The organism is Kluyvera huaxiensis (assembly GCF_040149365.1).
Taxonomy (GTDB): domain Bacteria; phylum Pseudomonadota; class Gammaproteobacteria; order Enterobacterales; family Enterobacteriaceae; genus Kluyvera; species Kluyvera intermedia_A.
Map to the genome: position 1 here is coordinate 107,284 of NZ_JBEFLV010000007.1, position 23,102 is coordinate 130,385.

Annotated in this window: 22 protein-coding genes; 7 read left to right on the plus strand and 15 right to left on the minus strand. The window is 54.3% G+C overall.

Annotation, left to right across the window (positions count from 1 at the left end):
- Positions 1 to 29: 29 nt before the first annotated feature.
- Together ampE and ampD are read right to left on the minus strand one after the other, a co-directional pair.
- On the minus strand, positions 30 to 884 hold the full coding sequence (gene ampE, locus ABOC97_RS09485) for a beta-lactamase regulator AmpE (protein WP_349596731.1): 855 nt from the start codon (positions 882 to 884) through the stop codon (positions 30 to 32).
- Complete coding sequence (gene ampD / locus ABOC97_RS09490) at positions 881 to 1,450, minus strand: 1,6-anhydro-N-acetylmuramyl-L-alanine amidase AmpD (RefSeq protein ID WP_416013282.1); 570 nt, start codon at positions 1,448 to 1,450, stop codon at positions 881 to 883. Before ampD ends, ampE begins: the two co-directional genes overlap by 4 nt.
- 206 nt (positions 1,451 to 1,656) lie before the next feature.
- Here ampD and nadC point away from each other — a divergent pair, with 206 nt between their 5' ends.
- The 4 genes from nadC to hofC all read left to right on the plus strand — a co-directional run bounded on the left by nadC (position 1,657) and on the right by hofC (position 5,764).
- Entirely contained in the window at positions 1,657 to 2,550 is an 894-nt protein-coding gene (gene nadC / locus ABOC97_RS09495; RefSeq protein WP_349596734.1) for a carboxylating nicotinate-nucleotide diphosphorylase, read from the plus strand.
- A gap of 183 nt (positions 2,551 to 2,733) precedes the next feature.
- Positions 2,734 to 3,171, plus strand: coding sequence for a prepilin peptidase-dependent pilin (ppdD, locus tag ABOC97_RS09500; RefSeq protein WP_349596737.1), 438 nt, complete (start codon positions 2,734 to 2,736; stop codon positions 3,169 to 3,171).
- 15 nt (positions 3,172 to 3,186) lie between these two features.
- The gene (gspE, locus tag ABOC97_RS09505; RefSeq protein ID WP_349596740.1) at positions 3,187 to 4,572 is read left to right on the plus strand and encodes a type II secretion system protein GspE; all 1,386 of its coding nucleotides are present in this window, start codon (positions 3,187 to 3,189) and stop codon (positions 4,570 to 4,572) included.
- Positions 4,565 to 5,764, plus strand: a complete 1,200-nt coding sequence (gene hofC, locus ABOC97_RS09510) for a protein transport protein HofC (RefSeq protein ID WP_349596743.1) — start codon at positions 4,565 to 4,567, stop codon at positions 5,762 to 5,764. The genes gspE and hofC overlap by 8 nt, the downstream gene beginning before the upstream one ends.
- 35 nt (positions 5,765 to 5,799) lie before the next feature.
- Here the strand turns inward: hofC and ABOC97_RS09515 are convergent, their stop codons facing one another.
- Entirely contained in the window at positions 5,800 to 6,843 is a 1,044-nt protein-coding gene (locus tag ABOC97_RS09515) for a GMP reductase (protein ID WP_349596746.1), read from the minus strand.
- A gap of 225 nt (positions 6,844 to 7,068) precedes the next feature.
- Between ABOC97_RS09515 and coaE the strand changes: the two genes are divergently transcribed.
- From coaE to yacG, 3 genes are read left to right on the plus strand one after another with little or no spacing between them, the layout of a single operon-like run.
- Positions 7,069 to 7,689: a dephospho-CoA kinase gene (gene coaE, locus ABOC97_RS09520; RefSeq protein ID WP_349596749.1), complete on the plus strand. Its 621-nt coding sequence runs from the start codon at positions 7,069 to 7,071 to the stop codon at positions 7,687 to 7,689.
- The gene (zapD, locus tag ABOC97_RS09525) at positions 7,689 to 8,432 is read left to right on the plus strand and encodes a cell division protein ZapD (protein WP_234505288.1); all 744 of its coding nucleotides are present in this window, start codon (positions 7,689 to 7,691) and stop codon (positions 8,430 to 8,432) included. The genes coaE and zapD overlap by 1 nt, the downstream gene beginning before the upstream one ends.
- A 9-nt stretch (positions 8,433 to 8,441) precedes the next feature.
- Positions 8,442 to 8,636, plus strand: a complete 195-nt coding sequence (yacG, locus tag ABOC97_RS09530) for a DNA gyrase inhibitor YacG (protein WP_234505289.1) — start codon at positions 8,442 to 8,444, stop codon at positions 8,634 to 8,636.
- A gap of 72 nt (positions 8,637 to 8,708) precedes the next feature.
- On the opposite strand, the gene mutT is transcribed toward yacG, so the two are convergent.
- The 12 genes from mutT to murD form a co-directional block, all read right to left on the minus strand.
- Positions 8,709 to 9,098, minus strand: coding sequence for an 8-oxo-dGTP diphosphatase MutT (gene mutT, locus ABOC97_RS09535; protein WP_349596753.1), 390 nt, complete (start codon positions 9,096 to 9,098; stop codon positions 8,709 to 8,711).
- A 58-nt stretch (positions 9,099 to 9,156) separates the two neighbouring features.
- Positions 9,157 to 11,862, minus strand: a complete 2,706-nt coding sequence (gene secA / locus ABOC97_RS09540; protein WP_349596756.1) for a preprotein translocase subunit SecA — start codon at positions 11,860 to 11,862, stop codon at positions 9,157 to 9,159.
- 64 nt (positions 11,863 to 11,926) lie between these two features.
- Positions 11,927 to 12,430, minus strand: a complete 504-nt coding sequence (gene secM / locus ABOC97_RS09545) for a secA translation cis-regulator SecM (protein ID WP_349596759.1) — start codon at positions 12,428 to 12,430, stop codon at positions 11,927 to 11,929.
- 261 nt (positions 12,431 to 12,691) lie between these two features.
- Positions 12,692 to 13,609 (minus strand): UDP-3-O-acyl-N-acetylglucosamine deacetylase, encoded by a 918-nt coding sequence (gene lpxC, locus ABOC97_RS09550; RefSeq protein ID WP_234505293.1) that lies wholly within the window; start codon positions 13,607 to 13,609, stop codon positions 12,692 to 12,694.
- A gap of 100 nt (positions 13,610 to 13,709) precedes the next feature.
- The gene (gene ftsZ / locus ABOC97_RS09555; protein WP_052283033.1) at positions 13,710 to 14,861 is read right to left on the minus strand and encodes a cell division protein FtsZ; all 1,152 of its coding nucleotides are present in this window, start codon (positions 14,859 to 14,861) and stop codon (positions 13,710 to 13,712) included.
- Between the two features lie 62 nt (positions 14,862 to 14,923).
- Positions 14,924 to 16,186 (minus strand): cell division protein FtsA, encoded by a 1,263-nt coding sequence (gene ftsA / locus ABOC97_RS09560; protein ID WP_062771949.1) that lies wholly within the window; start codon positions 16,184 to 16,186, stop codon positions 14,924 to 14,926.
- Between the two features lie 2 nt (positions 16,187 to 16,188).
- Positions 16,189 to 17,016: a cell division protein FtsQ gene (gene ftsQ / locus ABOC97_RS09565; protein ID WP_349596763.1), complete on the minus strand. Its 828-nt coding sequence runs from the start codon at positions 17,014 to 17,016 to the stop codon at positions 16,189 to 16,191.
- Position 17,017: 1 nt separating this feature from the next.
- Positions 17,018 to 17,938, minus strand: a complete 921-nt coding sequence (locus ABOC97_RS09570; RefSeq protein WP_349596766.1) for a D-alanine--D-alanine ligase — start codon at positions 17,936 to 17,938, stop codon at positions 17,018 to 17,020.
- On the minus strand, positions 17,931 to 19,406 hold the full coding sequence (murC, locus tag ABOC97_RS09575; RefSeq protein ID WP_349596769.1) for a UDP-N-acetylmuramate--L-alanine ligase: 1,476 nt from the start codon (positions 19,404 to 19,406) through the stop codon (positions 17,931 to 17,933). The genes ABOC97_RS09570 and murC overlap by 8 nt, the downstream gene beginning before the upstream one ends.
- Positions 19,407 to 19,460: 54 nt before the next feature.
- Complete coding sequence (gene murG / locus ABOC97_RS09580; RefSeq protein ID WP_349596772.1) at positions 19,461 to 20,528, minus strand: undecaprenyldiphospho-muramoylpentapeptide beta-N-acetylglucosaminyltransferase; 1,068 nt, start codon at positions 20,526 to 20,528, stop codon at positions 19,461 to 19,463.
- The gene (gene ftsW / locus ABOC97_RS09585) at positions 20,525 to 21,784 is read right to left on the minus strand and encodes a cell division protein FtsW (RefSeq protein WP_234505303.1); all 1,260 of its coding nucleotides are present in this window, start codon (positions 21,782 to 21,784) and stop codon (positions 20,525 to 20,527) included. Before ftsW ends, murG begins: the two co-directional genes overlap by 4 nt.
- The gene (murD, locus tag ABOC97_RS09590) at positions 21,784 to 23,100 is read right to left on the minus strand and encodes a UDP-N-acetylmuramoyl-L-alanine--D-glutamate ligase (protein ID WP_349596776.1); all 1,317 of its coding nucleotides are present in this window, start codon (positions 23,098 to 23,100) and stop codon (positions 21,784 to 21,786) included. Before murD ends, ftsW begins: the two co-directional genes overlap by 1 nt.
- Between the last annotated feature and the right edge of the window lie 2 nt (positions 23,101 to 23,102).

Below are 23,102 nucleotides of genomic sequence, written 5' to 3' on the forward strand. Positions count from 1 at the left end.
CCGGTGGCACTGCACGCCGGGCCGAAAAACTACACCAGCGTCCCGTAAATGGTCAGCAGAGCCATGACTACCACCACCGCATAGGACGTCTTCTTCGCCATCGAAACTGCGGCTTTTGGCGTCTCGACTTTATCAACGTGCGGTTCACGTACCAGCGAATACTGCGCCAACGTCGTCAACACCTGATACTGCGAAGTATGACGGTCGCCCAGCGAGGCAAACCACGCCGGAAGCGCCTTCTCGCCGTGACCAACCAGCGCATACACCACGCCGACCAGACGTACCGGCACCCAGTCCACAATATGTAAAATGGCATCAATACCCGACTGTAAACGGTGATGCGGCGTTTGGTAGCGAGCAAGCCAGGACTGCCAGGCGCGCAGGAAAGCGTACCCCATCAGCGCCACCGGCCCCCACGAACCGCCAACCACAAACCAGAACAGCGGCGCGAGGTAAAAGCGGTAGTTGATCCACAGCAGCGCATTTTGCAGTTCACGCAAAAACTCACGCTCGTCGCAGCCTGCGGGTACGCCGTGGATCATCGTCAACTCACCGGCCATGGCTTCACGTGCATGGACATCGTTACGTGAGGCCGCTTTCAGATAGGCGTGATAATGCAGACGAACACGACCTGCACCGATGCACAGCAGCCCCAGCAGAATCCAGAAAATCAGCGACGGCACGTTAAACAATACGCCGCTCAACGCCCGCTGAATAATGCCCACTACCGCCATCGCGACAATGGTCATCACCAGCGTACCGGCAAGCGAGTAGTGCTTCACGCGCCGAAACAGCGCCTCCAGCCGATGGTCAAGCTGCCAGTGCTCGCCGAGTTTAAACAGGCGTTCAGCAAACAGCACCAGAAGCGTGGTAAACAACGTCATGTCATCTCCTTATTTGACGAGGGGGTGACCAGCGCACGAAAACGGGCCCAGTCAAAAGCCGGGCCGGGATCGGTTTTGCGCACGGGCGCGATATCACAGTGACCGGTCATGTTATCAGCAATCGCCGGGTATTCGCTCATTAACAGCTGGCTTAGTGCCGCCAGTTGCTGATACTGCGCATCGGTATAGGCCAGCGTATCGGTGCCTTCCAGCTCAATACCAATGGAGAAATCATTGCAGCGCTCACGCCCTTGATAGCTCGACACGCCCGCATGCCAGGCGCGTTTATCAAAAGGCACGTACTGAACTATCTCACCATCGCGGCGAATCAAGCAGTGGGCGGAAACACGCAGATGGACAATCTCAGCAAAGAAAGGGTCGGCATCAGGATCGAGCGTACCGGTAAACAGCGCGTCTATCCACGGACCGCCAAACTGACCCGGCGGCAGACTAATATTATGCACAACCAGCAGTGAAGGGGTTTCATTCTCCGGGCGGCAATCATAATGAGGTGACGGCACCTGCCGAACGCCCACCAGCCAGCCCTTATCTATACTCAAAGTCATTTCAGTTTCATCACGTCAGAAAAGGAGATGATCCTCAGGCACATACATAGGTACGCGGCAGAGGTAAACGAACATAACCACGGCTGAGACCGCCTAAAAGATCGCCGGTCAAACGGCATTAGGGATCTCCTTATGAGTGGTTATGCTAGTCGGTTCAGAGTAGCATGTTTCAATCTTTCGCATCGTTACCATTTTGGAGCTTAATCATGCCGCCTCGCCGCTATAACCCAGACCATCGACGTGACGCGCTGCTAGAACGTATCAACCTCGATATCCCCAACGCTGTCGCCCAAGCGCTGCGAGAAGATCTCGGCGGCGAAGTTGATGCTCATAACGATATTACCGCACAACTCTTGCCAGAAAACAGCCACTCGCATGCGGTGGTAATCACCCGCGAAGATGGCGTGTTTTGCGGTAAACGTTGGGTTGAAGAAGTCTTTATTCAACTGGCCGGTGATGATGTCACCCTCACCTGGCACGTCGCTGACGGCGATGCTGTTACCGCTGACCAGCCGCTGTTTGAAATTCTCGGCCCATCCCGCGTGCTGTTAACCGGTGAACGTACCGCATTGAATTTTGTGCAAACCCTCTCCGGCGTTGCCAGCGAAGTGCGCAAATATGTCAATCTGCTGGAAGGCACGCATACCCAGTTGCTGGACACCCGTAAAACGCTACCAGGCCTACGCACCGCGCTGAAATATGCCGTGCTGTGCGGCGGCGGCGCAAACCACCGCCTGGGGCTTTCTGACGCTTTCCTGATTAAAGAAAACCACATTATTGCCTCTGGCTCCGTGCGTCAGGCGGTGGAAAAAGCCTTCTGGCTGCATCCAGATGTGCCGGTGGAAGTGGAAGTCGAGAGTCTGAAAGAGCTGGAAGAAGCACTGAAAGCTGGCGCGGATATCATCATGCTCGACAACTTCGACACCGAGCAGATGCGTGAAGCGGTGAAAATAACCCGCGGTCAGGCACAGCTGGAAGTCTCCGGTAACGTCACCATCGACACTCTGCGCGAGTTCGCCGAAACCGGCGTCGACTTTATCTCCGTCGGGGCGCTCACCAAACATGTTCGCGCTCTCGACCTCTCGATGCGTTTCCGCTAAATCGAAATCTCCTCTCATGCCCTCCCTCTGGAGGGCATTTTTTTCGTACCTGCTTCCCGTTCGTTATGTACCGCTGCAACGGGATGACTCATTCCGGAATGCCGATTCCTGAAACCATTTTTGCCCCTCGCCGTTCTTTCTGACCTCTGACACAGTGGCGTCAGACTCAGCAAGGAGCAGATCATGGATAAACAAAAAGGCTTCACCCTCATCGAATTGATGGTTGTCATCGGCATTATCGCTATTCTCAGCGCCATCGGCATTCCGGCTTATCAGAACTACCTGCGCAAAGCGGCGTTGACCGATATGTTGCAAACTTTCGTCCCCTACCGCACCGCCATTGAGCTATGCGCACTCGATCGCGGCGGTATTGATAACTGCAACGCCAGCAGCAACGGCATCCCATCGCCGAGCACCACCCGCTATGTTTCAGGCATGAGCATTACCAAAGGTACCGTGGTGCTAACCGGCCAGGAGAGCCTGAATGGGTTAACCGTCACTTTGGTGCCCGGCTGGGATAACGCGAACGGTATAACCGGCTGGCAGCGTACCTGCGGTATTCAAAACGACAGTGCCTTACAGCAGGCCTGTGAAGATGTTTTCCGTTTTGACGCTGAATAGAACAAGGAGCCGTCAATGAAGAACGAACAATTGCTCACGCTTTGCCAGCGACACCATGCGGTACTGTTGTCTAACGGCGCGGATGAACTGAACATCGCCGTGGTCGGCTCACCGCCGGGTGAACTCATGGATTCACTGCGCTTTACCACACAAAAACGGGTAGATATTGAGTGCTGGGATCAAAATAGAATGGATAAATATCTGCAAACCATCACCAGCGCTAGCCAGCCAATCATCCATGAAGACAGCCATAATCCGGTGGACTTGCTAAACCAGCTATTTAAGCAAGCTCTGTTACAACGTGCATCCGACATCCACTTTGAGCCCACGGAACACAGCCTGCGCATCCGACTGCGGGTAGACGGCGTGTTACACACGCTGTCTACCGTTTCACTACTGCTGATGAATCCGCTTATTGCCAGATTAAAGGTGCTGGGGAGTCTGGATATTGCCGAACGCCGCCTGCCACAGGACGGGCAATTTACGGTGGAAGTGAACGATACACCCCTCTCCTTTCGAATCGCCACACTCCCCTGCCGCTATGGTGAGAAAGTGGTCCTGCGTCTGCTGCATAAAGTCGAGCAGGCGCTGGATCTCCAGTGCCTGGGGATGTCTGCGGAAGCACTCACGCAGTTCCGGTCGGCACTCAATCACCCGCAGGGGCTGATACTGGTCACGGGACCGACGGGCAGTGGCAAAACGGTCACGCTTTACAGCGCACTGCAAAGCCGCAATAGCAGCGATGTGAATATTTGCAGCGTTGAAGACCCCGTCGAGATCCCGCTTGATGGTCTTAATCAAACCCAGGTGAGCCTCAGAGCAGGGCTGACCTTTCAGAGCGTATTGCGTTCTTTATTACGACAAGACCCGGACATTGTGATGGTGGGCGAAATCCGCGATAGCGAAACTGCCGAGATTGCCATTAAAGCGGCGCAAACGGGGCATCTGGTGCTCTCGACCCTGCACACCAACTCCACGGTAGAAACGCTGGTGCGCCTCGAGCAAATGGGCGTTGCCCGCTGGATGGTCTCCTCTGCGCTGCTGATGGTGGTGGCCCAGCGGCTGGTGCGTAAACTCTGCCCCCACTGCCGTACCGAGGCTCATGGCAACCATCCTCTGCCGCTTTCGCTGTGGCCACGCCCGCTTCCGCACTGGACGGCAGCGGGATGCAAGCACTGTTACCATGGCTACCAGGGGCGACTCGCCCTGTTTGAGGTTCTTCCGCTGACGCCAGCGCTGCGCCAATCAATTGCTCACGGCGCCAACCCGAGCGAAATGATGCTCCACGCCAGACAAGAAGGAATGAGCACTTTATTTGAAAGTGGTTGTCTTGCTGTCGAGCAAGGGCTTACGACCCAGGAAGAACTACTTCGCGTCCTCGGGATACCCCAGGATGCGTGAACATCTCTGGCACTGGCAAGGGCTGAATGCCAACGGAGAGAAACTAAACGGCGCAATCTGGGCCAGCCATCGCCCAGCAGTGCTTATAGAACTGCAACAACAGCGAATTACCGTGGTGGCGCTAAAGCGTCGTAGCGTCAATAGCTCACTGTGGCGAACGCAGCATAGCTGTATGGTCATCAGCCAGCTAGCAACGTTGCTACAGGCCGGTCTTACGCTGTCAGACAGCCTGACGCTTCTGGCTCAGCAGCATCCGATTGTCCAGTGGCGAGCCTTACTGATGGTGCTAGCCAATCGGCTGGCGCAGGGAGTATCACTGTCGGAAGGGTTGCAACAATGGCCGCAGGCCTTTCCACCGCTGTATCTTGCAATGATTCGCACCGGCGAAATTACCGGCAAGCTTGAGCAGTGTTGTCTTGAGCTCGTCCGCCAGCAAAAAGCACAGCTACTGCTAGCCGCAAAGGTTAAGAAAGCGCTGCGCTATCCAATCATTATTCTGTCTCTTGCCATGCTGGTGGTGATGGCCATGACAGGATTTGTCCTGCCGGAATTCACTGCGATATATCGAACCTTTAACACTCCACTACCCGCGCTGACCCTAGCCGTGATGGCAATGGCGGCCTTCGTCGAACAGTGGTTCATGGTGCTGCTCACGCTACCGCTGCTTCCCGTTATCTTAAGTGCGGTATTAAAAAACCATCCGCCCTGGCAGCGAGTACGCCAGCAAATACTGCTGGCGCTACCAATAATGGGAAAACTGGCTCGTGGGCAAAAACTTACCCAGATTTTTACCGTGCTGGCACTGACCCAGCGAGCAGGCATCGCTTTTTTACAGGGACTGGAAACGGTTGAAGAGACGCTCACCTGCCCGTGGTGGCGCAAGATTATCAGTCAGCTTCACCAGGATATCGCTCAGGGCAATGCTATTTGGCAAGCCATGGAGAAAAGTCAGGTGTTTACGCCGCTCTGTTTACAGCTAGTGAGAACCGGTGAGGCATCAGGAGCACTGGATGAAATGCTGGAGAATCTGGCGCGCCACCATGATGAAAACGCACAAAACCTAGCGGAGAACATGACGTCGCTGCTGGAGCCCGCATTGCTGATTGTGACGGGATTAATTATTGGTACGTTAGTCGTGGCGATGTATCTGCCCATTTTTCATCTGGGAGACGCCATCAGCGGGATGGGATAACGCTGGCGCGTTTACGCCAGCGTAAATCCTAAAGATTACAGGCTGTTGAACACGCGGTTCTCTTGTTCCTGTACCCGGATAAAGGTCGTGCGCTTGGTCAACTCTTTCAGACGCGATGCCCCAACATAGGTACACGCTGAACGCAGACCGCCAAGGATGTCGCGTGCCGTGTATTCCACCGGTCCACGCAGTGGCAGCTTAACGGTTTTACCTTCCGCAGCACGATACTGTGCAACGCCGCCAACGTGACGGTTCATCGCTGATTCGGAACTCATACCGTAGAACAGCATAAATTTCTCACCGTTCTCTTCAACCAGCTTACCGCCGCTCTCATCGTGGCCTGCCAGCATACCGCCCAGCATGACGAAATCTGCACCGCCGCCGAACGCTTTTGCCACGTCGCCCGGCATGGTGCAGCCGCCATCGCTGACAATCTGACCGCCCAGGCCGTGCGCCGCATCAGCACACTCGATAACGGCAGAAAGCTGAGGATAGCCGACGCCGGTTTTCACACGGGTGGTACAAACAGAACCAGGACCAATACCGACTTTAACGATATCGGCACCGGAGAGAATCAGCTCTTCACACATCTCGCCGGTCACAACGTTACCCGCACAGATGGTTTTAGTTGGCCACGCTTCGCGCGCTTTAGCCACGAACTGGACGAAATGCTCGGAGTAACCATTCGCCACATCGATACAGATAAAAGTCAGCGCTGGGTTCAGTTTGAGGATCTGCTGCGTTTTCTCAAAATCAGCATCGGAGGTGCCGGTAGAAACCATGACATGCTTTAACACATCCGCAGACTCGGTCTGCACGAAGGTTTTCCACTCGTCAACGGAGTAGTGTTTGTGAACAGCGGTCAGAATACCAAAAGAGGAAAGCACTTTTGCCATCTGGAAGGTGCCCACGGAATCCATGTTCGCAGCGATAATCGGTACGCCTGACCAACGTTGTCCAGAATGTTTAAAGGTGAAGTCGCGTTCCAGTTCAACGTCGGAACGGCTTTTAAGAGTAGAGCGTTTAGGGCGGATAAGAACGTCTTTGAAACCTAACTTCAGATCTTCTTCGATACGCATGTGCGGATTCCTGGGGTTAATGGCAATTAAATTGAGAGCACAACTCCAGTAATGCAATCATACGCACTAATCAGGGCTTCGCAAGACTGCGAATTTCACTTTTTTTAAGCTACAATCCCATAAATTTACCTGGCGAATAGTGCCGTGCAACATCAACACCCTCGTTGCAGGTTGATAGATTCTTAACCGAATGATTTTCATACTAAAAACTCAAGGCAAAGCGGTATGACTTACACAGTAGCGTTAACGGGCGGCATCGGCAGCGGTAAGAGCACGGTCGCAGATGCATTTTTTCGCCTGGGAATTAACGTTATTGATGCCGATATTCTCGCCCGCCAGGTCGTCGAACCGGGTACGCCAGCGCTTGCCGCAATAGCAGAATATTTTGGCTCCCACATGCTGACTTCGGAAGGCGCTCTTAATCGCCGGATTTTACGTGAGCATATTTTTGCTCACCCTGATGACAAAACCTGGTTAAACGCCCTCCTGCATCCTCTAATTCAGCAAGAAACACAGCGCCAGTTCCAGCAGGCCACCTCGCCCTATGTGCTCTGGGTTGTACCATTGCTGGTAGAAAATAAGCTCTATCACCGGGCCGATCGCGTACTGGTTGTCGATGTCACGCGCGAAACCCAGCTTCATCGAACCATGCAACGCGACCAGGTGTCGCGAGAGCATGCGGAAAATATTCTTGCAGCCCAGGTCACGCGTGAAGAGCGTCTGGCAGTGGCTGATGACATCATTAATAACAACGGCACACCAGATGCAATTGCATCGGATGTCGCTCGCCTGCACGCTCGCTATCTTCAGCTCGCTGCGCAGGCTGTATCACAGGAAAAATCGTAATGCACACCCACATCCTTTTTGAGCATCCCTTGAACGAAAAAATGCGTACCTGGCTGCGTATTGAATTTCTGACAGAGCAAATGAATGCCAATTTACCTATCAGGGATCACGCCAGCGCACTGCATTTTTTTCGTAACGTTGGGGAGTTACTGGATGTGTTCGAGCGGGGGGATATCCGCACTGAACTCCTCAAAGAGCTGGAACGCCAGCAGCGAAAACTCAACGCATGGAGCGAAGTTCCTGGCGTCGATCTGAGCCGCATTGACGCATTGCGCCAACAGTTAAAAAACAGCAGCAGTATCCTGATGGCTGCGCCACGTATCGGGCAATTCTTGCGTGAAGACCGCCTGATTGCGCTGGTGCGCCAGCGTCTTAGCATTCCAGGTGGATGCTGCAGCTTCGATTTACCGACCCTGCATATGTGGCTGCACGCCAAGCAGAGCCAGCGCGATACGTTGGTGGAATCCTGGCTGGCAAGCCTTGAGCCGCTTAATCAGGCTCTGGCACTAATTCTCGATCTGGTGCGTAATTCCGCACAGTTCCGTAAGCAAACCAGCCTGAACGGTTTCTATCAGGACAACGGCGATGATGCCGATCTGTTGCGTTTGAAGCTGGAACTGGTATCGCAACTGTATCCGCAAATCTCTGGTCACAAGAGCCGCTTTGCCATCCGCTTTATGCCTCTGGATAGCGAGCACGGTAGCGTACCTGAGCGTCTCGATTTTGAACTGGCATGCTGCTAAGGAGCGATGATGTCTGACGTAATGACGGTAAATTGTCCAACCTGCAACAAACCGGTTATCTGGAACGAGCAAAGTCCATATCGCCCATTTTGTTCCAAACGCTGCCAGCTGATTGACCTCGGCGAATGGGCGGCTGAAGAGAAACGGATCCCAAGCAGCGGCGATCTCTCCGACAGCGATGGCTGGAGCGAAGAACAGCAATAGCCGGTCGCTTGGTTGAAAAAGCCGACGCCGAGATCTTCCCGGCGTCGGCTTTATGTTTTTATCGGTGTGACATTAACCGGCAATTAGCTTTTCGATAATCGGCGCATTGGCCGGTGGAAACTCATCGGCCACTAAATCCTGTTGCGCAATCCAACGCCCCGGCTGCCCTTCTTTACCCCACGGCTCACCTTCCCAACCGTCAACCAGCCAGAACCACAGAGTGATATGGCGATCGGGGAATTGATATTCCAGCTTATCAAACTGCTGCAATGACCTAACGGCAATCCCCACCTCTTCCTGCAGTTCACGAATCACCGCTTGTTCAGCCGATTCATCCGCTTCAATCTTACCGCCGGGAAACTCCCACTTGTTCGCCATGTGTGCGTCGGCAGCGCGCTGGGTGATATAGATTTCACCAGCCGCGTTGCGAATGATGCCGACGGAAATTTGCAGTTTTTTCATATTGTTTCACCCATAAAAAAGGCGCAGTAATCTGCGCCTTTTGTCTTCTTATTTGTCCTTAGCTCAGGCGGCCATGACACTGTTTGAATTTTTTACCGGAACCGCATGGGCATGGATCGTTACGTCCCACTTTGCGTTCGCCAGTTTGTGCAGCCAGGTCTTGTGCGGCGACGGCGTCGTCGCTCTGATGGCTCAACTGCTGCATCTGCGCCAGACGCTCAGCTTCCTGACGGCGCTGCTGTTCCATCTCTTCCACTTCTTCCGGCATACGAACCTGAACCTTGCTCAGGGTGCTGATCACTTCATATTTCAGCGATTCCAGCATTGAGGCAAACATCGCGAAGGACTCACGTTTGTACTCCTGCTTAGGATCTTTCTGCGCATAGCCACGCAGGTGGATACCCTGACGCAGGTAATCCATCGCCGCCAGGTGCTCTTTCCACAGGGAGTCCAGAGTCTGCAACATCACGCCTTTTTCGAAGTGACGCATCATCTCGGTGCCGACCACTTCTTCTTTGCGCTTGTAGACTTCAATCGCGCTTTCCAGAATACGCTCACGCAGCGTCTCTTCATGCAGCTCCGGCTCTTTATCCAGCCATTCGGAGATTGGCAGTTCCAGATCGAAATCGTTTTTCAGACGTTCCTGCAGGCCAGGGATATCCCACATTTCTTCCAGCGACTGCGGAGGAATATGCGCATCGATAGTGGCTTTAAACACATCTTCACGGATGCTATTGATGGTTTCGCTAACGTCGGATACATCGAGCAGTTCGTTGCGCTGAGTATAGATAGCGCGACGCTGGTCATTAGCAACATCATCATATTCCAACAGCTGCTTACGAATATCGAAGTTACGGCTTTCTACTTTACGCTGGGCGTTAGCAATTGCCTTTGTCACCCATGGGTGTTCGATAGCTTCACCTGGTTTCATACCCAGTTTACGCATCATGCCGGACACACGGTCAGAGGCAAAGATACGCATCAGGGCATCTTCCATGGACAGGTAGAAACGGGAAGAACCCGCATCACCCTGACGACCGGAACGGCCGCGCAGCTGGTTATCGATACGACGAGATTCGTGACGCTCGGTACCAATGATGTGCAGGCCACCTGCTGCCAGCACAGCATCATGGCGCACCTGCCAGTCAGCTTTGATCTGCGCGATCTGCTCCGGCGTAGGTTCTTCAAGCTGGGCCACTTCTGCCTGCCAGCTGCCACCGAGCATAATATCGGTACCACGACCCGCCATGTTGGTGGCGATGGTAACTGCGGCTGGGTAGCCCGCTTGCGCAACGATATCCGCTTCGCTGGCGTGGAACTTGGCGTTCAGCACGTTATGCTTGATACCCGCTTTAACAAGTTCATTCGAAACGACTTCCGATTTCTCGATAGAGATTGTCCCCACCAGAACCGGCTGGCCGTTGGCGGTACGTTCTCTGATATCTTCGATGATCGCCTGAATTTTTTCCGCTTCGGTCATGTAGACCAGATCCGGCATATCTTTACGGATCATTGGGCGGTTGGTTGGAACAACGACGGTATCCAGTTTGTAGATAGAGCTAAATTCGAATGCTTCGGTATCAGCAGTACCGGTCATCCCCGCCAGTTTTTCGTACAGACGGAAGTAGTTCTGGAAGGTTATCGATGCCAGCGTCTGGTTTTCGTTCTGAATATCCACGCCTTCTTTGGCTTCAACCGCCTGGTGCAGACCGTCAGACCAGCGACGCCCCTGCATGGTACGACCGGTGTGCTCATCGACGATAATCACTTCGCCATCTTTAACGATGTAGTCAACGTCGCGGGTGAACAGCACGTGCGCGCGCAGTGCGGCCGTCACGTGGTGCATCAGCATAATGTTCGCAGGGGAGTACAGAGACTCGCCCTCTTCCATGATGCCTTCCTGCACCAGCAGTTCTTCCACCAGCACCAGACCACGTTCGGTGATGTTTACCTGGCGTGCTTTTTCATCTACGGAGAAGTGACCTTCACCCTGGAAGGTGTCGGAATCTTCTTTTTCCTGACGCACCAGGTGTGGGATGATTTTGTTCACTTTTTTATACATTTCCGAGCTGTCTTCAGCCGGGCCGGAAATGATCAGCGGAGTACGTGCTTCATCGATGAGGATGGAGTCGACCTCATCCACCAACGCATAGTGCAGTTTACGCTGAACGCGCTCTTCAGGGCTAAACGCCATGTTGTCGCGCAGGTAGTCAAAGCCGTATTCGTTGTTGGTACCGTAGGTAATATCCGCGTTGTAGGCTTCACGCTTAGCAGGAGCCGGAAGGCCAGACATGTTGATGCCGACGGTCATGCCAAGGAATTCGAACAGCGGGCGGTTGTTTTCGGCGTCACGTTGCGCCAGATAGTCGTTGACGGTAACGACGTGTACGCCCTTACCGGACAGCGCATTCAGGTAAGCCGGCAGCGTTGCGGTCAGAGTTTTACCTTCACCAGTACGCATTTCGGCGATGCAGCGGTCGTTCAGAACCATACCGCCCAGTAACTGCACGTCGAAGTGACGCATGCCAAACACACGCTTACTCGCTTCACGCACTACGGCGAATGCTTCTGGAATCAGGCTTTCTACGCTTTCGCCTTTTTCAATGCGCGCGCGGAATTCGTTGGTTTTGGCTTTTAGCTCGTCATCGGAGAGTTTTTCCATCTCCGGTTCCATCGAGTTGATGATGGTGACAGCTTTGCGCATACGACGCAGAGTACGGTCGTTACGACTGCCAAAAACTTTGGTCAATAATTTGATTAACATAATAAAATCTCAAACGCCCCGACATTTCGGAGTCAGAAAAATAAAAGAATAAAAACGGTTATTTTCAGACGAGGCGCTGCGGCCCGGCGCGGATCCCATGCGCCTGGCTTATCCAGGAAGGAATATTAAAAACTAAAGGAGGTAAAGCGGGCAACACCGCCGCCTGTGCAATGACAAGCGACGGCTGGCTCTCTACGTTAAGTAACGCATTTAGCGAATCAAGTAACGCCAGATGCTGCGCCTGCAGCGGCGATGCGGTTTCCGCAACCGGCAGCGCGGTAGGCACCATGGCAAAAGAGAGGTGACGAATAACCGTACGGATAGCATGTTGATGCCAGTAATCGACGTTGAAAGAGGGACGGCGATTGTTTTCCAGCCGTGCCAATTGCGTAAAGTCGATTTTCTGCGACGGGCTATGGTTGCTGGTCGTTGTACGGGCAGGCGAGGCGGTCTCGGTATTATTCGCAAGTGCAGGCAGGCCAAATCCAGCAGCAACCATCCCCAACAGGAGATGCGGCCAGAAGTAGCGTCTACCAAACTGTCGCCAGCGCGTCAGCATTCCACTCACGTAATGTTCCACCTTCGGTTTTACTGTCATTATTCTATTTTAGCGCCCAGATATTACCATTAATGCAGCACTACAGCAGCAGTAATGACGAAATCATCAGCGAAAAATGGTTCAAGAAATCAGCGGTTGCGCAGGAGTGTGATCTTTGCAGAGACACCGATGGCAGAATAGGAAAAAGGATGAGGGCAAAAAGAAAAAACGACTGGTTCCCTGACCGGAGAGAGTGCCAGGTTGCCAGTCGAATTTACGTAATGGTCAGGCTTACGCCAGAACCATTGTCGGTGCTTTGAACGCCAGCGGCAGTTCTGCGTCGTCTTCGAAGGTCACATATTCCCAGGCTTCCTGTTTTGCCAGGACCGCCTGCAGAAGTTTGTTATTCAGCGCATGACCGGATTTAAACGCGGTAAATGCACCAATAATGTTGTGACCACACATGAACAAGTCACCGATAGCATCCAGCATTTTGTGACGAACGAATTCATCTTCAAAACGCAGGCCGTCTTCGTTCAGTACGCGATAATCGTCAACAACGATGGCACAATCGAAGCTGCCGCCCAGGCACAGGCCGCGGGACTGCAGATATTCGATATCACGCATGAAACCGAAAGTACGTGCACGGCTGATCTGGCGCATAAATGCGTCTGCGGAGAAGTTCATCGCATAACGCTGGGTGCTTGCATCAATCGCCGGATGGTTAAAGTCGATGGTAAAGTCCAACGAAAAACCATTGTACGGTTTGAATTCAGCCCATTTATCGCCATCTTCAACACGAACGGTGTCTTTAATCCGGACGAATTTCTTCGCGCAGTTCAGTTCATCAATGCCAGCATCCATCAGCAGATAAACGAATGGCGCAGCACTACCGTCCATGATCGGGATTTCCGGTGCATCAACTTCAATAACGATGTTGTCGATACCCAGACCCGCCAGCGCGGCATTAAGGTGCTCTACGGTCGAAATCCGCACGTCATGCTCGTTGACCAGACAAGTACAGAGCATTGTATCACGCACAGATTTGGCATCGGCCGGAAAATCTACCGGTGGATTCAAGTCGGTGCGACGATAGATGACCCCGGTATTTGCCGGCGCAGGGCGTAGCGTCAGTGTGACTTTTTTGCCGGTATGTAAACCGACGCCAGTCGCCTGAACGATACGTTTAAGTGTCCTTTGTTTGATCATCGTATAATCTCGCCAAATTAACTATCCAACCGAAGTGTACTATACATTCGGTGGGCCAGTTTAGCACAAAGAGCGCAGATTCCCTAATTCCAGCTAATTCTTAATCAGCTTGCTTACGCAGGAACGCAGGGATATCCAGGTAATCCGGTTCTTTGGTGGTCTGCGCCGTATTGTCGTTTACCACTTTAGCGGCCGGTTTCTGCTCTTGCGTCAACGGTGCCATACCGTGCTGCTGATAGCGATCCAGCACCGGTTGTTGCGCCTGTTTGTTAGCGACAAGGGTAATCTCTGGACGTTTGTCCATGCCAATACCGGTCGCAACAACGGTCACGCGCAGTTCGTCGTTCATATCCGGGTCAAGGGAAGTACCGATAACCACGGTCGCGTTATCCGATGCAAATGCACGGATGGTGTTGCCGACGGTTTCGAACTCATCCAGACGCAGGTCGAAGCCAGCGGTAATGTTGACCAGAACGCCGCGAGCGCCGGACAGGTCGATATCTTCCAGCAGCGGAGAAGAGATAGCCATTTCAGCTGCTTCTTCTGCACGGTCTTCACCGCTCGCAATGCCGGAGCCCATCATCGCATAGCCCATTTCGGACATCACGGTACGTACGTCCGCAAAGTCGACGTTCATCAGGCCAGGACGGGTGATCAGTTCGGCGATACCCTGCACCGCGCCTTTCAGCACGTCGTTCGCCGCGCCAAACGCGTCGAGCAGAGAAATACCACGACCCAGCACTTTCAGCAGCTTGTCGTTAGGAATGGTGATCAGGGAATCCACGTGTTTGGACAGCTCGGTGATACCCTGCTCCGCAAACGCCATACGCTTTTTGCCTTCAAAGTTGAAAGGCTTAGTCACGACAGCAACGGTCAGAATACCTAAATCTTTAGCTACTTCAGCAACCACTGGCGCCGCACCGGTACCGGTACCACCACCCATGCCTGCTGCGATGAAGACCATATCTGCACCTTCCAGTGCCGCGCGCAGCGCTTCACGGTCTTCGTCAGCCGCGTTGCGGCCTACTTCCGGGTTAGCTCCAGCACCCAGACCTTTGGTAATACCGTTACCAATCTGGATAGTCTGGCCAACGGCCGTTTTACGCAGTGCCTGCGCATCGGTGTTAACTGCAAAAAACTCAACACCTTCAATGCGTTCGCGCACCATGTGTTCAACGGCATTACCGCCGCCGCCACCGACGCCGATGACTTTAATCACCGCGTCGTTGGTCAGTTCCATAGGTTCAAACATAGTTTCTCTCCGTTTTGTGCCTGTCGCCTGAGACCGCTAACCTGCCCCGGTCTCTTTAAAAATTAAAACTCTTTCCGTAACCAGCTATTCAGTCGTTTGATCCACGATCCAACCGATGCGGTTACGCGCTTTTCTACTTCTGCTTCACCACTTAAGTGGGACTCTTTCCCGTAGTGCAGCAGGCCCACCGCCGTTGAATAATACGGCTCCTGGGCATAGTCCGTCAGACCAGTAATGTTCAGCGGTGCACCGATACGAACCTGCGTATGGAACACGCGCTGTGCGCAGGCAGCTAACCCTTCAATTTGCGCCGCGCCGCCGGTCAATACAATCCCCGCCGCCAGGTGGTGTTTCACCCCTTGCTGACGCAGTTGCTCTTGTAACTGTAAAATCTCTTCATTGACGAGGTTCAAAAGCTCGGTATAACGCGGCTCAATAACCTCAGCCAATGTCTGGCGCTGCAGGCTACGCGGTGGACGTCCACCCACGCTTGGCACTTCAACGCTCTCATCTTTGCCCACAATAGAGCCTAATGCGCAGCCGTGGCGCACTTTAATCGCTTCGGCGTCGCTTGGCGGCGTACCGAAGGCGTAAGCGATATCGCTGGTCACCACGTTCCCTGCATAAGGGATCACTTTGGTGTGACGCAGCGCGCCGCCGGTGTATACCGCGATATCCATTGTACCGCCACCGATATCCACGACGCAGACACCCAGCTCACGTTCGTCTTCCGTCAATACAGAATAACTGGACGCCAGCCCGGCGAAAATCAGCTGATCAACCTTCATACCACAACGTTCAACCGCTTTGACAATGTTTTTTGCCATATCGTTGTGGCAGGTAATCAAATGTACCTTGGCCTGCATGCGCACGCCGGACAAGCCTACCGGGTTTTTGATCCCTTCCTGGTAATCAATGGCGTATTCCTGCGGAATGACGTGCAAAACACGATGCTCATCACGAACGCGAACTGACTTCGCCGTGTGCACCACGTTCTCAACATCTTCCAGCGTGACCTCTTCTTCTGAGATAGGCACCATTCCTATCTCATTTTGACAGCTAATGTGCTTACCGGAAAGCGCCAGATACACAGAAGAGATCTGGCAATCCGCCATTAGTTCGGCCTGGTCGATAGCGCGCTGTACGCATTTCACTACCGACTCAAGGTCGTTCACACCGCCTTTGTCCATCCCTCGGGATGGGCAACTGCCGACCCCAATGATATTAATCACTCCGTCGGGCAGAACTTCCCCTACTAAAGCGGCTACTTTTGCAGTGCCAATCTCCAGTCCAACTACCAGTTTTCTGTCCGTCGCCTTGATCATTGTTATTCTGCCTGTGCCTGATTCTGTTGTTGATTGGTGTCCGCCGCAGGTGCAGGTTCCCAGCCTACTGCCGCCCCTGAGTCATAACGCAAATCAACATAGCTAATCCGATTACCCTCTGTTTGCGCCTGCTGCAACAGAACTGGATACAGTTCCATAAAACGCGCCAGCCGCTTCATCGTATCGCCCCGTCCCAGATTCAGCTTGATACCGTTATCAAGCGTCAACTGCCATGAACGGCGCGCGGTCATCGCCGCAACCTTCAACGAGAATTTCCCTTTCGCGAGCACCGCCCCCATGTCGTGATAACCCTGTAAAACTTCGCTTGCGCTACCTTCAGGGCCATAGAGCATAGGTAAATTTTGCTTGTTGGCGCGATCCGCCGGTACGCTAAAGGCCGTGCCTTCTGCGTCCACCATGTGCTGATCATTCCAACGCGCAATGGGCACATATTCAACCAGATGAATCTTCAATTCGTCCGGCCACTGCTTTCTTACGCTTGCCTGTTTAATCCACGGCAGACGTTCAATCTGGCTCTGAACGATGTTCACGTCCTGAGTCATAAAGGTTCCCGGCGATCCCAGTGCCAGAATGGACTGACGGATATCATCGTTACGCGTGTAATGACGATCGCCCGTTACCACCAGTTTAGAGATAGGCAAACGTTGCGCATCTTCCATCCAGCCCAGCACTACCCAGCCGCTAACAAACACGGTACACAACACGGCCAGCAGGAAGAAAATACCTACTAGCTGTGTTCCATTATTGCGCCGTGAAGAGGCATACTCCTCTTCTTCACGGTTCCGCGTATTCAGCGCAGCCTGCGACATATCACCCCGCCAGGTCCAGAATTCGTACTACCAGCTGCGAGAAGCTCATTCCCGCCTGTCGCGCCGCCATCGGCACCAGACTATGACTGGTCATCCCTGGAGAGGTGTTTGCCTCCAGCAGATAATATTGCCCGTCGTTGTCCTGCATAACGTCAATGCGCCCCCAGCCACGGCAGCCTAATACTTTCCAGGCTTTCAGTACCAGAGACTGCATTGCAGCTTCCTGGCTTGGTTCCTCACAACCAGGGCAGAAATATTTTGTCTCATCAGAGAGATACTTCGCCTCATAATCATAGAAGGTTCCAGCAGGTTGGATGCGAACTGAGGGTAAAATTTCTTCACCGAGCACGGCTACGGTAAATTCCGGCCCACTCAGCCATTTTTCCACCAGAACTTCGTCATCATGTTGAAACGCCTGCGTTAACGCTGCGGCAAGTTGGTCACTCTCAGTGACTTTCGACATGCCGACGCTGGAGCCTTCACGGCTTGGCTTCACGATAAGCGGTAAACCCAGCTCCGCGACCTGCGCTAAAACCTCGTCAGACAGGCCATCAGCAAACATTTCACGCGTTATCGCCACCCACGGCGCAACCGGTAATCCCGCACCCTGCCACAGCAACTTGCTGCGCAGTTTATCCATGGAGATGGCCGATGCCATCACGCCGCTGCCGGTATAAGGCAACGAAATCAGCTCGAGAAGCCCTTGCAGCGTACCATCTTCCCCGCCGCGACCATGCAGCGCAATAAACGCTTTCTTAAAACCCATATTTTTCAGTTGGGTAACATCGGTCTCTTTCGGGTCTACCGCATGTGCGTCAACGCCTGCTTCACGCAGACCTGCCAGCACCGCAGCCCCGGAGTTGAGCGAGACTTCACGTTCGGCTGAGGTTCCCCCCAAAAGAACCGCGATTTTATCAGCCATGGCGCGGTTCCTCCTGAGTTTGCGGCTTGAGTTTGATTTCAGCTAAGTTACGCGCGATTTTACCGATATTTCCCGCGCCCTGAATCAAGACCAGATCATTACCCGTCAGTACCGATGCCAGCATTTCCGGAACCTGGGCCGGATCGGAAATTAAAATCGGGTCAACTTTGCCACGCCCGCGAATGGTACGGCACAGCGAACGGCTGTCCGCGCCAGGGATTGGTGCTTCCCCTGCCGGATAAACATCCAGCATTAGTAGCGCATCCACCTGCGTCAGCACGTGGGCAAAATCATCATACAGATCGCGTGTACGGGTATAGCGGTGCGGCTGGAATACCATCACCAGTTTTTTATCTGGCCAGCCCGCGCGTGCAGCTTTGATTGTCGCATCCACTTCCGTTGGGTGATGACCGTAGTCGTCCACCAGCATTGCGGAGCCGTCTTTACCGTTAACATCAGCCAGCGGGAATTCACCCAGGAAATCAAAGCGGCGACCGGTGCCCTGGAAACTTTCCAGCGCGCGCAGAATCGCGTCGTCTTCAATGCCTTCCTCGGTCGCTACCGCTACCGCCGCCGCCGCATTCAGGGCGTTGTGACGGCCCGGCGCATTCAGCGTTACGCGTAGATTTTCTTTATCCTGGCGCACCAGCGTGAAGTGCCCCTGTGGGCCAATCTGCTGGTAGTCTTCGACGCGTACATCGGCGTCATCGCTAAAACCGTAGGTGGTTGTCTGACGGCCTACGCGCGGCAGCAACTCACGAATCACCGGATCGTCAACACACATCACCGCACGGCCATAAAACGGCAAATTGTGCAGGAAATTAATAAATGTTTGCTTTAAATTTTCGAAGTCGCCCTGGTAGGTGTCCATATGGTCAGCTTCGATATTGGTGACGATAGCCACCATCGGCTGCAAATGCAGGAACGACGCATCGCTCTCATCGGCTTCCGCAATCAGATAACGACTGTGGCCCAGACGCGCATGCACACCCGCCGCCTTCACCAGACCGCCGTTAACAAACGTGGGGTCCAGCCCGGCTTCAGCATAAATACTGGATACCATCGCCGTGGTGGTGGTTTTGCCGTGTGTCCCGGCAATCGCGATACCGTGACGAAAACGCATCAGCTCCGCCAGCATCTCCGCACGACGAATCACCGGAATACGCGCTTCATGTGCCGCAACGATTTCTGGGTTATCGGCAGAAATGGCCGTTGAGACCACAACCACGCTCGCATCGCGAACATTTTCCGGGCGATGGTTGAAATAAATTGTGGCGCCCAATTGAGCCAACTGCTGCGTCACCGGGTTCGGCGCGAGATCGGAACCGCTAATCTGATACCCTTCATTAGCCAATACTTCAGCAATACCGCCCATACCGGCGCCGCCGATGCCAACAAAGTGAATGTGCCGGACGCGACGCATCTCGGGCACGATAGAACGCAGTTTCGCCAGTTGTTGTGTATTCATTCTCTAAACGCCATCACTTCTACAAATTCGGGCGACGCAAATGCGCCGCGATGATTAAGCCTTTGCCGCCAGGCTCACTTCTTTTGCTACCCTCTCGGTAGCGTCCGGGATAGCCGCTGCGCGAGCGCGTTCGGCCATCTCTAATAAGGTTGCGCGATCCCAGCCAGCCAACGTGTCGGCGACCGCTTGCGCGGTAAACTGAGGCTGTTCAAAAATCTTTGCCGCGCCCGCTTTTTCCAGCGGTAATGCATTCCAGTACTGCTGTCGGTCTTTATGCTGGAACGGTACGAAAATCGCCGGCAAACCTGCCGCGGCAATTTCACTGACCGTCAGCGCGCCGGAGCGGCACACCACCACGTCGGCCCATGCATAAGCCGCCGCCATGTCATCAATAAATTCCGTCACTTTGTGCTGCGGCTGGCCGGCATCGGCGTAAGCTTGCTCAACGGTCTGCTGCCCGCCTTTACCGCTCTGATGCCAGATAGTGACTGCATCGCCCAGCAGCGCCGCAACCTGCGGCACGGTCTGGTTTAACACACGTGCTCCCTGCGAACCGCCCACCACCAGCACACGAATCGGACCATCGCGGCCGATCAGACGTTGTTCCGGCAGCGGCAGCGCCAGTACGTCAACGCGTACCGGATTACCGACAACTTCCGCATCGGCAAATGCGCCAGGGAATGCCTGCATCACTTTGCTGGCGATTTTCGCCAGCCATTTGTTGGTCAGGCCAGCAATACCGTTCTGCTCATGCAGCACTACCGGAATACCCAGCGACCACGCCGCCAGGCCACCCGGCCCGGAAACATAACCGCCCATCCCCAGCACCACATCTGGCTTAAAGCGCTTCATGATGGCGCGCGCCTGACGCCAGGCGTTAAAAATACGCATGGGTGCCAACAGCAGCGCCTTCAGACCTTTTCCACGCAGCCCTGAAATATGAATGAAGTCGATCTCGATGCCGTGTTTCGGCACCAGGTCAGCTTCCATACGATCTGCGGTTCCCAGCCAGCGTACCTGCCAGCCTTGATCCATTAAATGGTGCGCAACCGCCAGTCCTGGGAACACATGTCCACCAGTACCGCCTGCCATCACCATTAACCGCTTTGTTTGACCGCTCATCGGGAACCTCGGGTAAACGCCTGCGCTTTCTCCAGACGTGTTTCATAATCAATACGTAATAAGAACGTAATCGCAGTCGACATAATCAGAAGACTGGAGCCACCGTAGCTTATCAACGGCAGGGTCAGACCTTTAGTCGGTAACATACCGGCCGCCGCCCCTACGTTGACCAACGCCTGGAAACTGAACCATACGCCGATTGCGCAAGCCAGGAAGCCAGAAAAACGTTGGTTGATCTCCAGCGCTTTACGGCCGATGGACATGGCGCGGAAAGCGACGAAGAATACCATTAAAAGGGCCAGTACCACACCGATATAACCCAATTCCTCGCCGATGATAGCGAAGATGAAGTCGGTATGTGCCTCCGGCAGATACTCCAGTTTCTGTACCGAGTTGCCGAGGCCCTGCCCCCACATCTCGCCGCGGCCGAAAGCCATCAGCGACTGCGTCAGCTGGTAGCCGCTGCCGAATGGGTCTTCCCACGGGTTCCAGAAGGAGGTCACGCGGCGAATACGGTACGGCTCGGCAAGGATCAGCAGCACCACGGCTGAAATCCCCATGCCGATAATGGCGATGAATTGCCACAGCTTAGCGCCCGCCAGGAACAGCATCGCCAGCGTAGTGACGAACAACACCACTACGGTACCTAAGTCAGGCTGCGCCAGCAGTAAAATAGCCAGTACGAAAATCACGCCCATCGGTTTTAAGAAGCCGCGCAGGTTGTTGCGCACTTCATCGGCTTTACGCACCAAATAGTTGGCGATATAGCAAAACAGCGACAGCTTGGTCAGCTCGGCCGGCTGAATACGCAGCGGGCCGAAAGCAATCCAACGTGATGCCCCGTTAACTGAACTACCGACAACCAATACAATCAATAGCATGGCAATGGAGGCAATCAGCATGAAGGTACTGTGCCTCTGCCAGAACGCCATCGGCAGACGCAAGGTAATCAGCGATAACCCGAGCGCCAACAGCAGATACAGCCCATCACGCTTGGCGAACAGGAAAGGATCGTTCGCCAGACGCTGTCCGACCGGCATTGACGCCGAAGTGACCATGATAAAACCAATTGCCGCAAGGCCCAGCGTCAGCCACAACAGCATGCGGTCGTACATTATCAGGCTGTCGGAATCTTTATCCCGGGACCCCATCACCCAGCCTTTCAGCGCAGCAAACAGCCATGCGAAAATGCGCATGCCCGGCAAACGCGGCAGCCTCAGTTGAGGCAGTCTCAGGCGCGGGAGCGAAACACGCATCAACCTAACTCCTTCGCCAGACGAGCAAACACGTCGCCGCGTTGTTCAAAGCTTTTAAACTGATCGAGGCTGGCGCAGGCAGGTGACAGCAGAACCATATCGCCGTTTTTCACCATCGGTGCGAGCAGACGCATCGCCTGTTCCATGGTTTCAGTCTGCGTCGCGATTTCCGGACGCAGCGCGGCCAGTTCTCCGCCATCACGGCCAAAGCAGTACAGTCGAATGTTGTCGCCGGTCAGGTAACGCTGCAGCGGCGCGAAGTCAGCTGATTTTCCGTCGCCGCCCAGCAGCAGGTGCAATGTCCCTGCCACGTGCAAACCGTTTAACGCCGCTTCGGTACTGCCGACGTTGGTCGCCTTAGAGTCGTTAATCCAGCGTACGCCGTTATGGTCGAGCACAATCTGGAAGCGGTGTGCCAGCCCGGTAAAGGTGGTCAACGCTTTCAGGTTCGTCGCGCGCGGCAGGCCAACGGCATCCGCCAGCGCCAGCGCCGCAAGGGCGTTGCTGTAGTTATGTTGTCCGGTGAGCGGCATCTCTTTGACGTTCAGCACCTTTTCACCCTTCACGCGCAGCCAGGTTTCCCCCTGCTGGCGGTTAAGGTGATAGTCGCCCACGTCAACGCCAAAGCTGACGCAGCGTTCGTCCGCGCCGCGTACCGGCATGGTCAGACCGTCATCGGCATTGACCACGCAAACTTTGGCATTCTCATAGACGCGCAGTTTCGCTGCCCGGTACTGCTGCAAGCCCAGTGGGTAGCGATCCATGTGATCTTCAGTCACGTTGAGGATCGTAGCGGCTGCGGCATGCAGGCTGGAGGTGGTTTCCAGCTGGAAGCTGGAAAGCTCAAGTACATACAGCTCGCGGGATGGGTCCAACAGCATTAATGCTGGCAGGCCTATGTTGCCACCCACGCCAACGTTCACGCCTGCCGCTTTCGCCATTTCCCCGACCAGCGTGGTGACGGTGCTTTTACCGTTCGAGCCGGTAATGGCCACAATCGGTGCCTGCGCTTCACGGCAGAACAATTCGATATCGCCAACGATTTCAATGCCGGCATCCGCTGCGCGGGAAAGCGCCGGGTGCGCCAGGGCGATACCAGGGCTGGCGACGATAAGGTCAGCCGCCATCAGCCAGTCTTCATTCAGGCTACCAACGTAACGCTCTACCGTTTCCGGCAGTTTATCCAGACCGGGTGGCGTCGCTCGGGTGTCCATCACGCGCGGCGTGACGTTCTGCGCAAGGAAGAAATCCACGCAGGAAAGCCCGGTCAATCCAAGACCAATAATGACGACGTTTTTACCCAGATAATCTGCCATGA

What these genes read in the sequence shown, in the direction of transcription:
- gspE (WP_349596740.1), top strand. Translation starts at nt 3,187, where the DNA reads ATGAAGAACGAACAATTGCTCACGCTTTGCCAGCGACACCATGCGGTA.
- lpxC (WP_234505293.1), bottom strand. Translation starts at nt 13,609, where the DNA reads ATGATCAAACAAAGGACACTTAAACGTATCGTTCAGGCGACTGGCGTC.
- murD (WP_349596776.1), bottom strand. Translation starts at nt 23,100, where the DNA reads ATGGCAGATTATCTGGGTAAAAACGTCGTCATTATTGGTCTTGGATTG.
- ftsZ (WP_052283033.1), bottom strand. Translation starts at nt 14,861, where the DNA reads ATGTTTGAACCTATGGAACTGACCAACGACGCGGTGATTAAAGTCATC.
- ampD (WP_416013282.1), bottom strand. Translation starts at nt 1,450, where the DNA reads ATGACTTTGAGTATAGATAAGGGCTGGCTGGTGGGCGTTCGGCAGGTG.
- ampE (WP_349596731.1), bottom strand. Translation starts at nt 884, where the DNA reads ATGACGTTGTTTACCACGCTTCTGGTGCTGTTTGCTGAACGCCTGTTT.
- coaE (WP_349596749.1), top strand. Translation starts at nt 7,069, where the DNA reads ATGACTTACACAGTAGCGTTAACGGGCGGCATCGGCAGCGGTAAGAGC.
- hofC (WP_349596743.1), top strand. Translation starts at nt 4,565, where the DNA reads ATGCGTGAACATCTCTGGCACTGGCAAGGGCTGAATGCCAACGGAGAG.
- ftsW (WP_234505303.1), bottom strand. Translation starts at nt 21,784, where the DNA reads ATGCGTGTTTCGCTCCCGCGCCTGAGACTGCCTCAACTGAGGCTGCCG.
- zapD (WP_234505288.1), top strand. Translation starts at nt 7,689, where the DNA reads ATGCACACCCACATCCTTTTTGAGCATCCCTTGAACGAAAAAATGCGT.
- secA (WP_349596756.1), bottom strand. Translation starts at nt 11,862, where the DNA reads ATGTTAATCAAATTATTGACCAAAGTTTTTGGCAGTCGTAACGACCGT.
- mutT (WP_349596753.1), bottom strand. Translation starts at nt 9,098, where the DNA reads ATGAAAAAACTGCAAATTTCCGTCGGCATCATTCGCAACGCGGCTGGT.
- ABOC97_RS09570 (WP_349596766.1), bottom strand. Translation starts at nt 17,938, where the DNA reads ATGGCTGATAAAATCGCGGTTCTTTTGGGGGGAACCTCAGCCGAACGT.
- murG (WP_349596772.1), bottom strand. Translation starts at nt 20,528, where the DNA reads ATGAGCGGTCAAACAAAGCGGTTAATGGTGATGGCAGGCGGTACTGGT.
- nadC (WP_349596734.1), top strand. Translation starts at nt 1,657, where the DNA reads ATGCCGCCTCGCCGCTATAACCCAGACCATCGACGTGACGCGCTGCTA.
- ppdD (WP_349596737.1), top strand. Translation starts at nt 2,734, where the DNA reads ATGGATAAACAAAAAGGCTTCACCCTCATCGAATTGATGGTTGTCATC.
- yacG (WP_234505289.1), top strand. Translation starts at nt 8,442, where the DNA reads ATGTCTGACGTAATGACGGTAAATTGTCCAACCTGCAACAAACCGGTT.
- ftsQ (WP_349596763.1), bottom strand. Translation starts at nt 17,016, where the DNA reads ATGTCGCAGGCTGCGCTGAATACGCGGAACCGTGAAGAAGAGGAGTAT.
- ABOC97_RS09515 (WP_349596746.1), bottom strand. Translation starts at nt 6,843, where the DNA reads ATGCGTATCGAAGAAGATCTGAAGTTAGGTTTCAAAGACGTTCTTATC.
- ftsA (WP_062771949.1), bottom strand. Translation starts at nt 16,186, where the DNA reads ATGATCAAGGCGACGGACAGAAAACTGGTAGTTGGACTGGAGATTGGC.
- murC (WP_349596769.1), bottom strand. Translation starts at nt 19,406, where the DNA reads ATGAATACACAACAACTGGCGAAACTGCGTTCTATCGTGCCCGAGATG.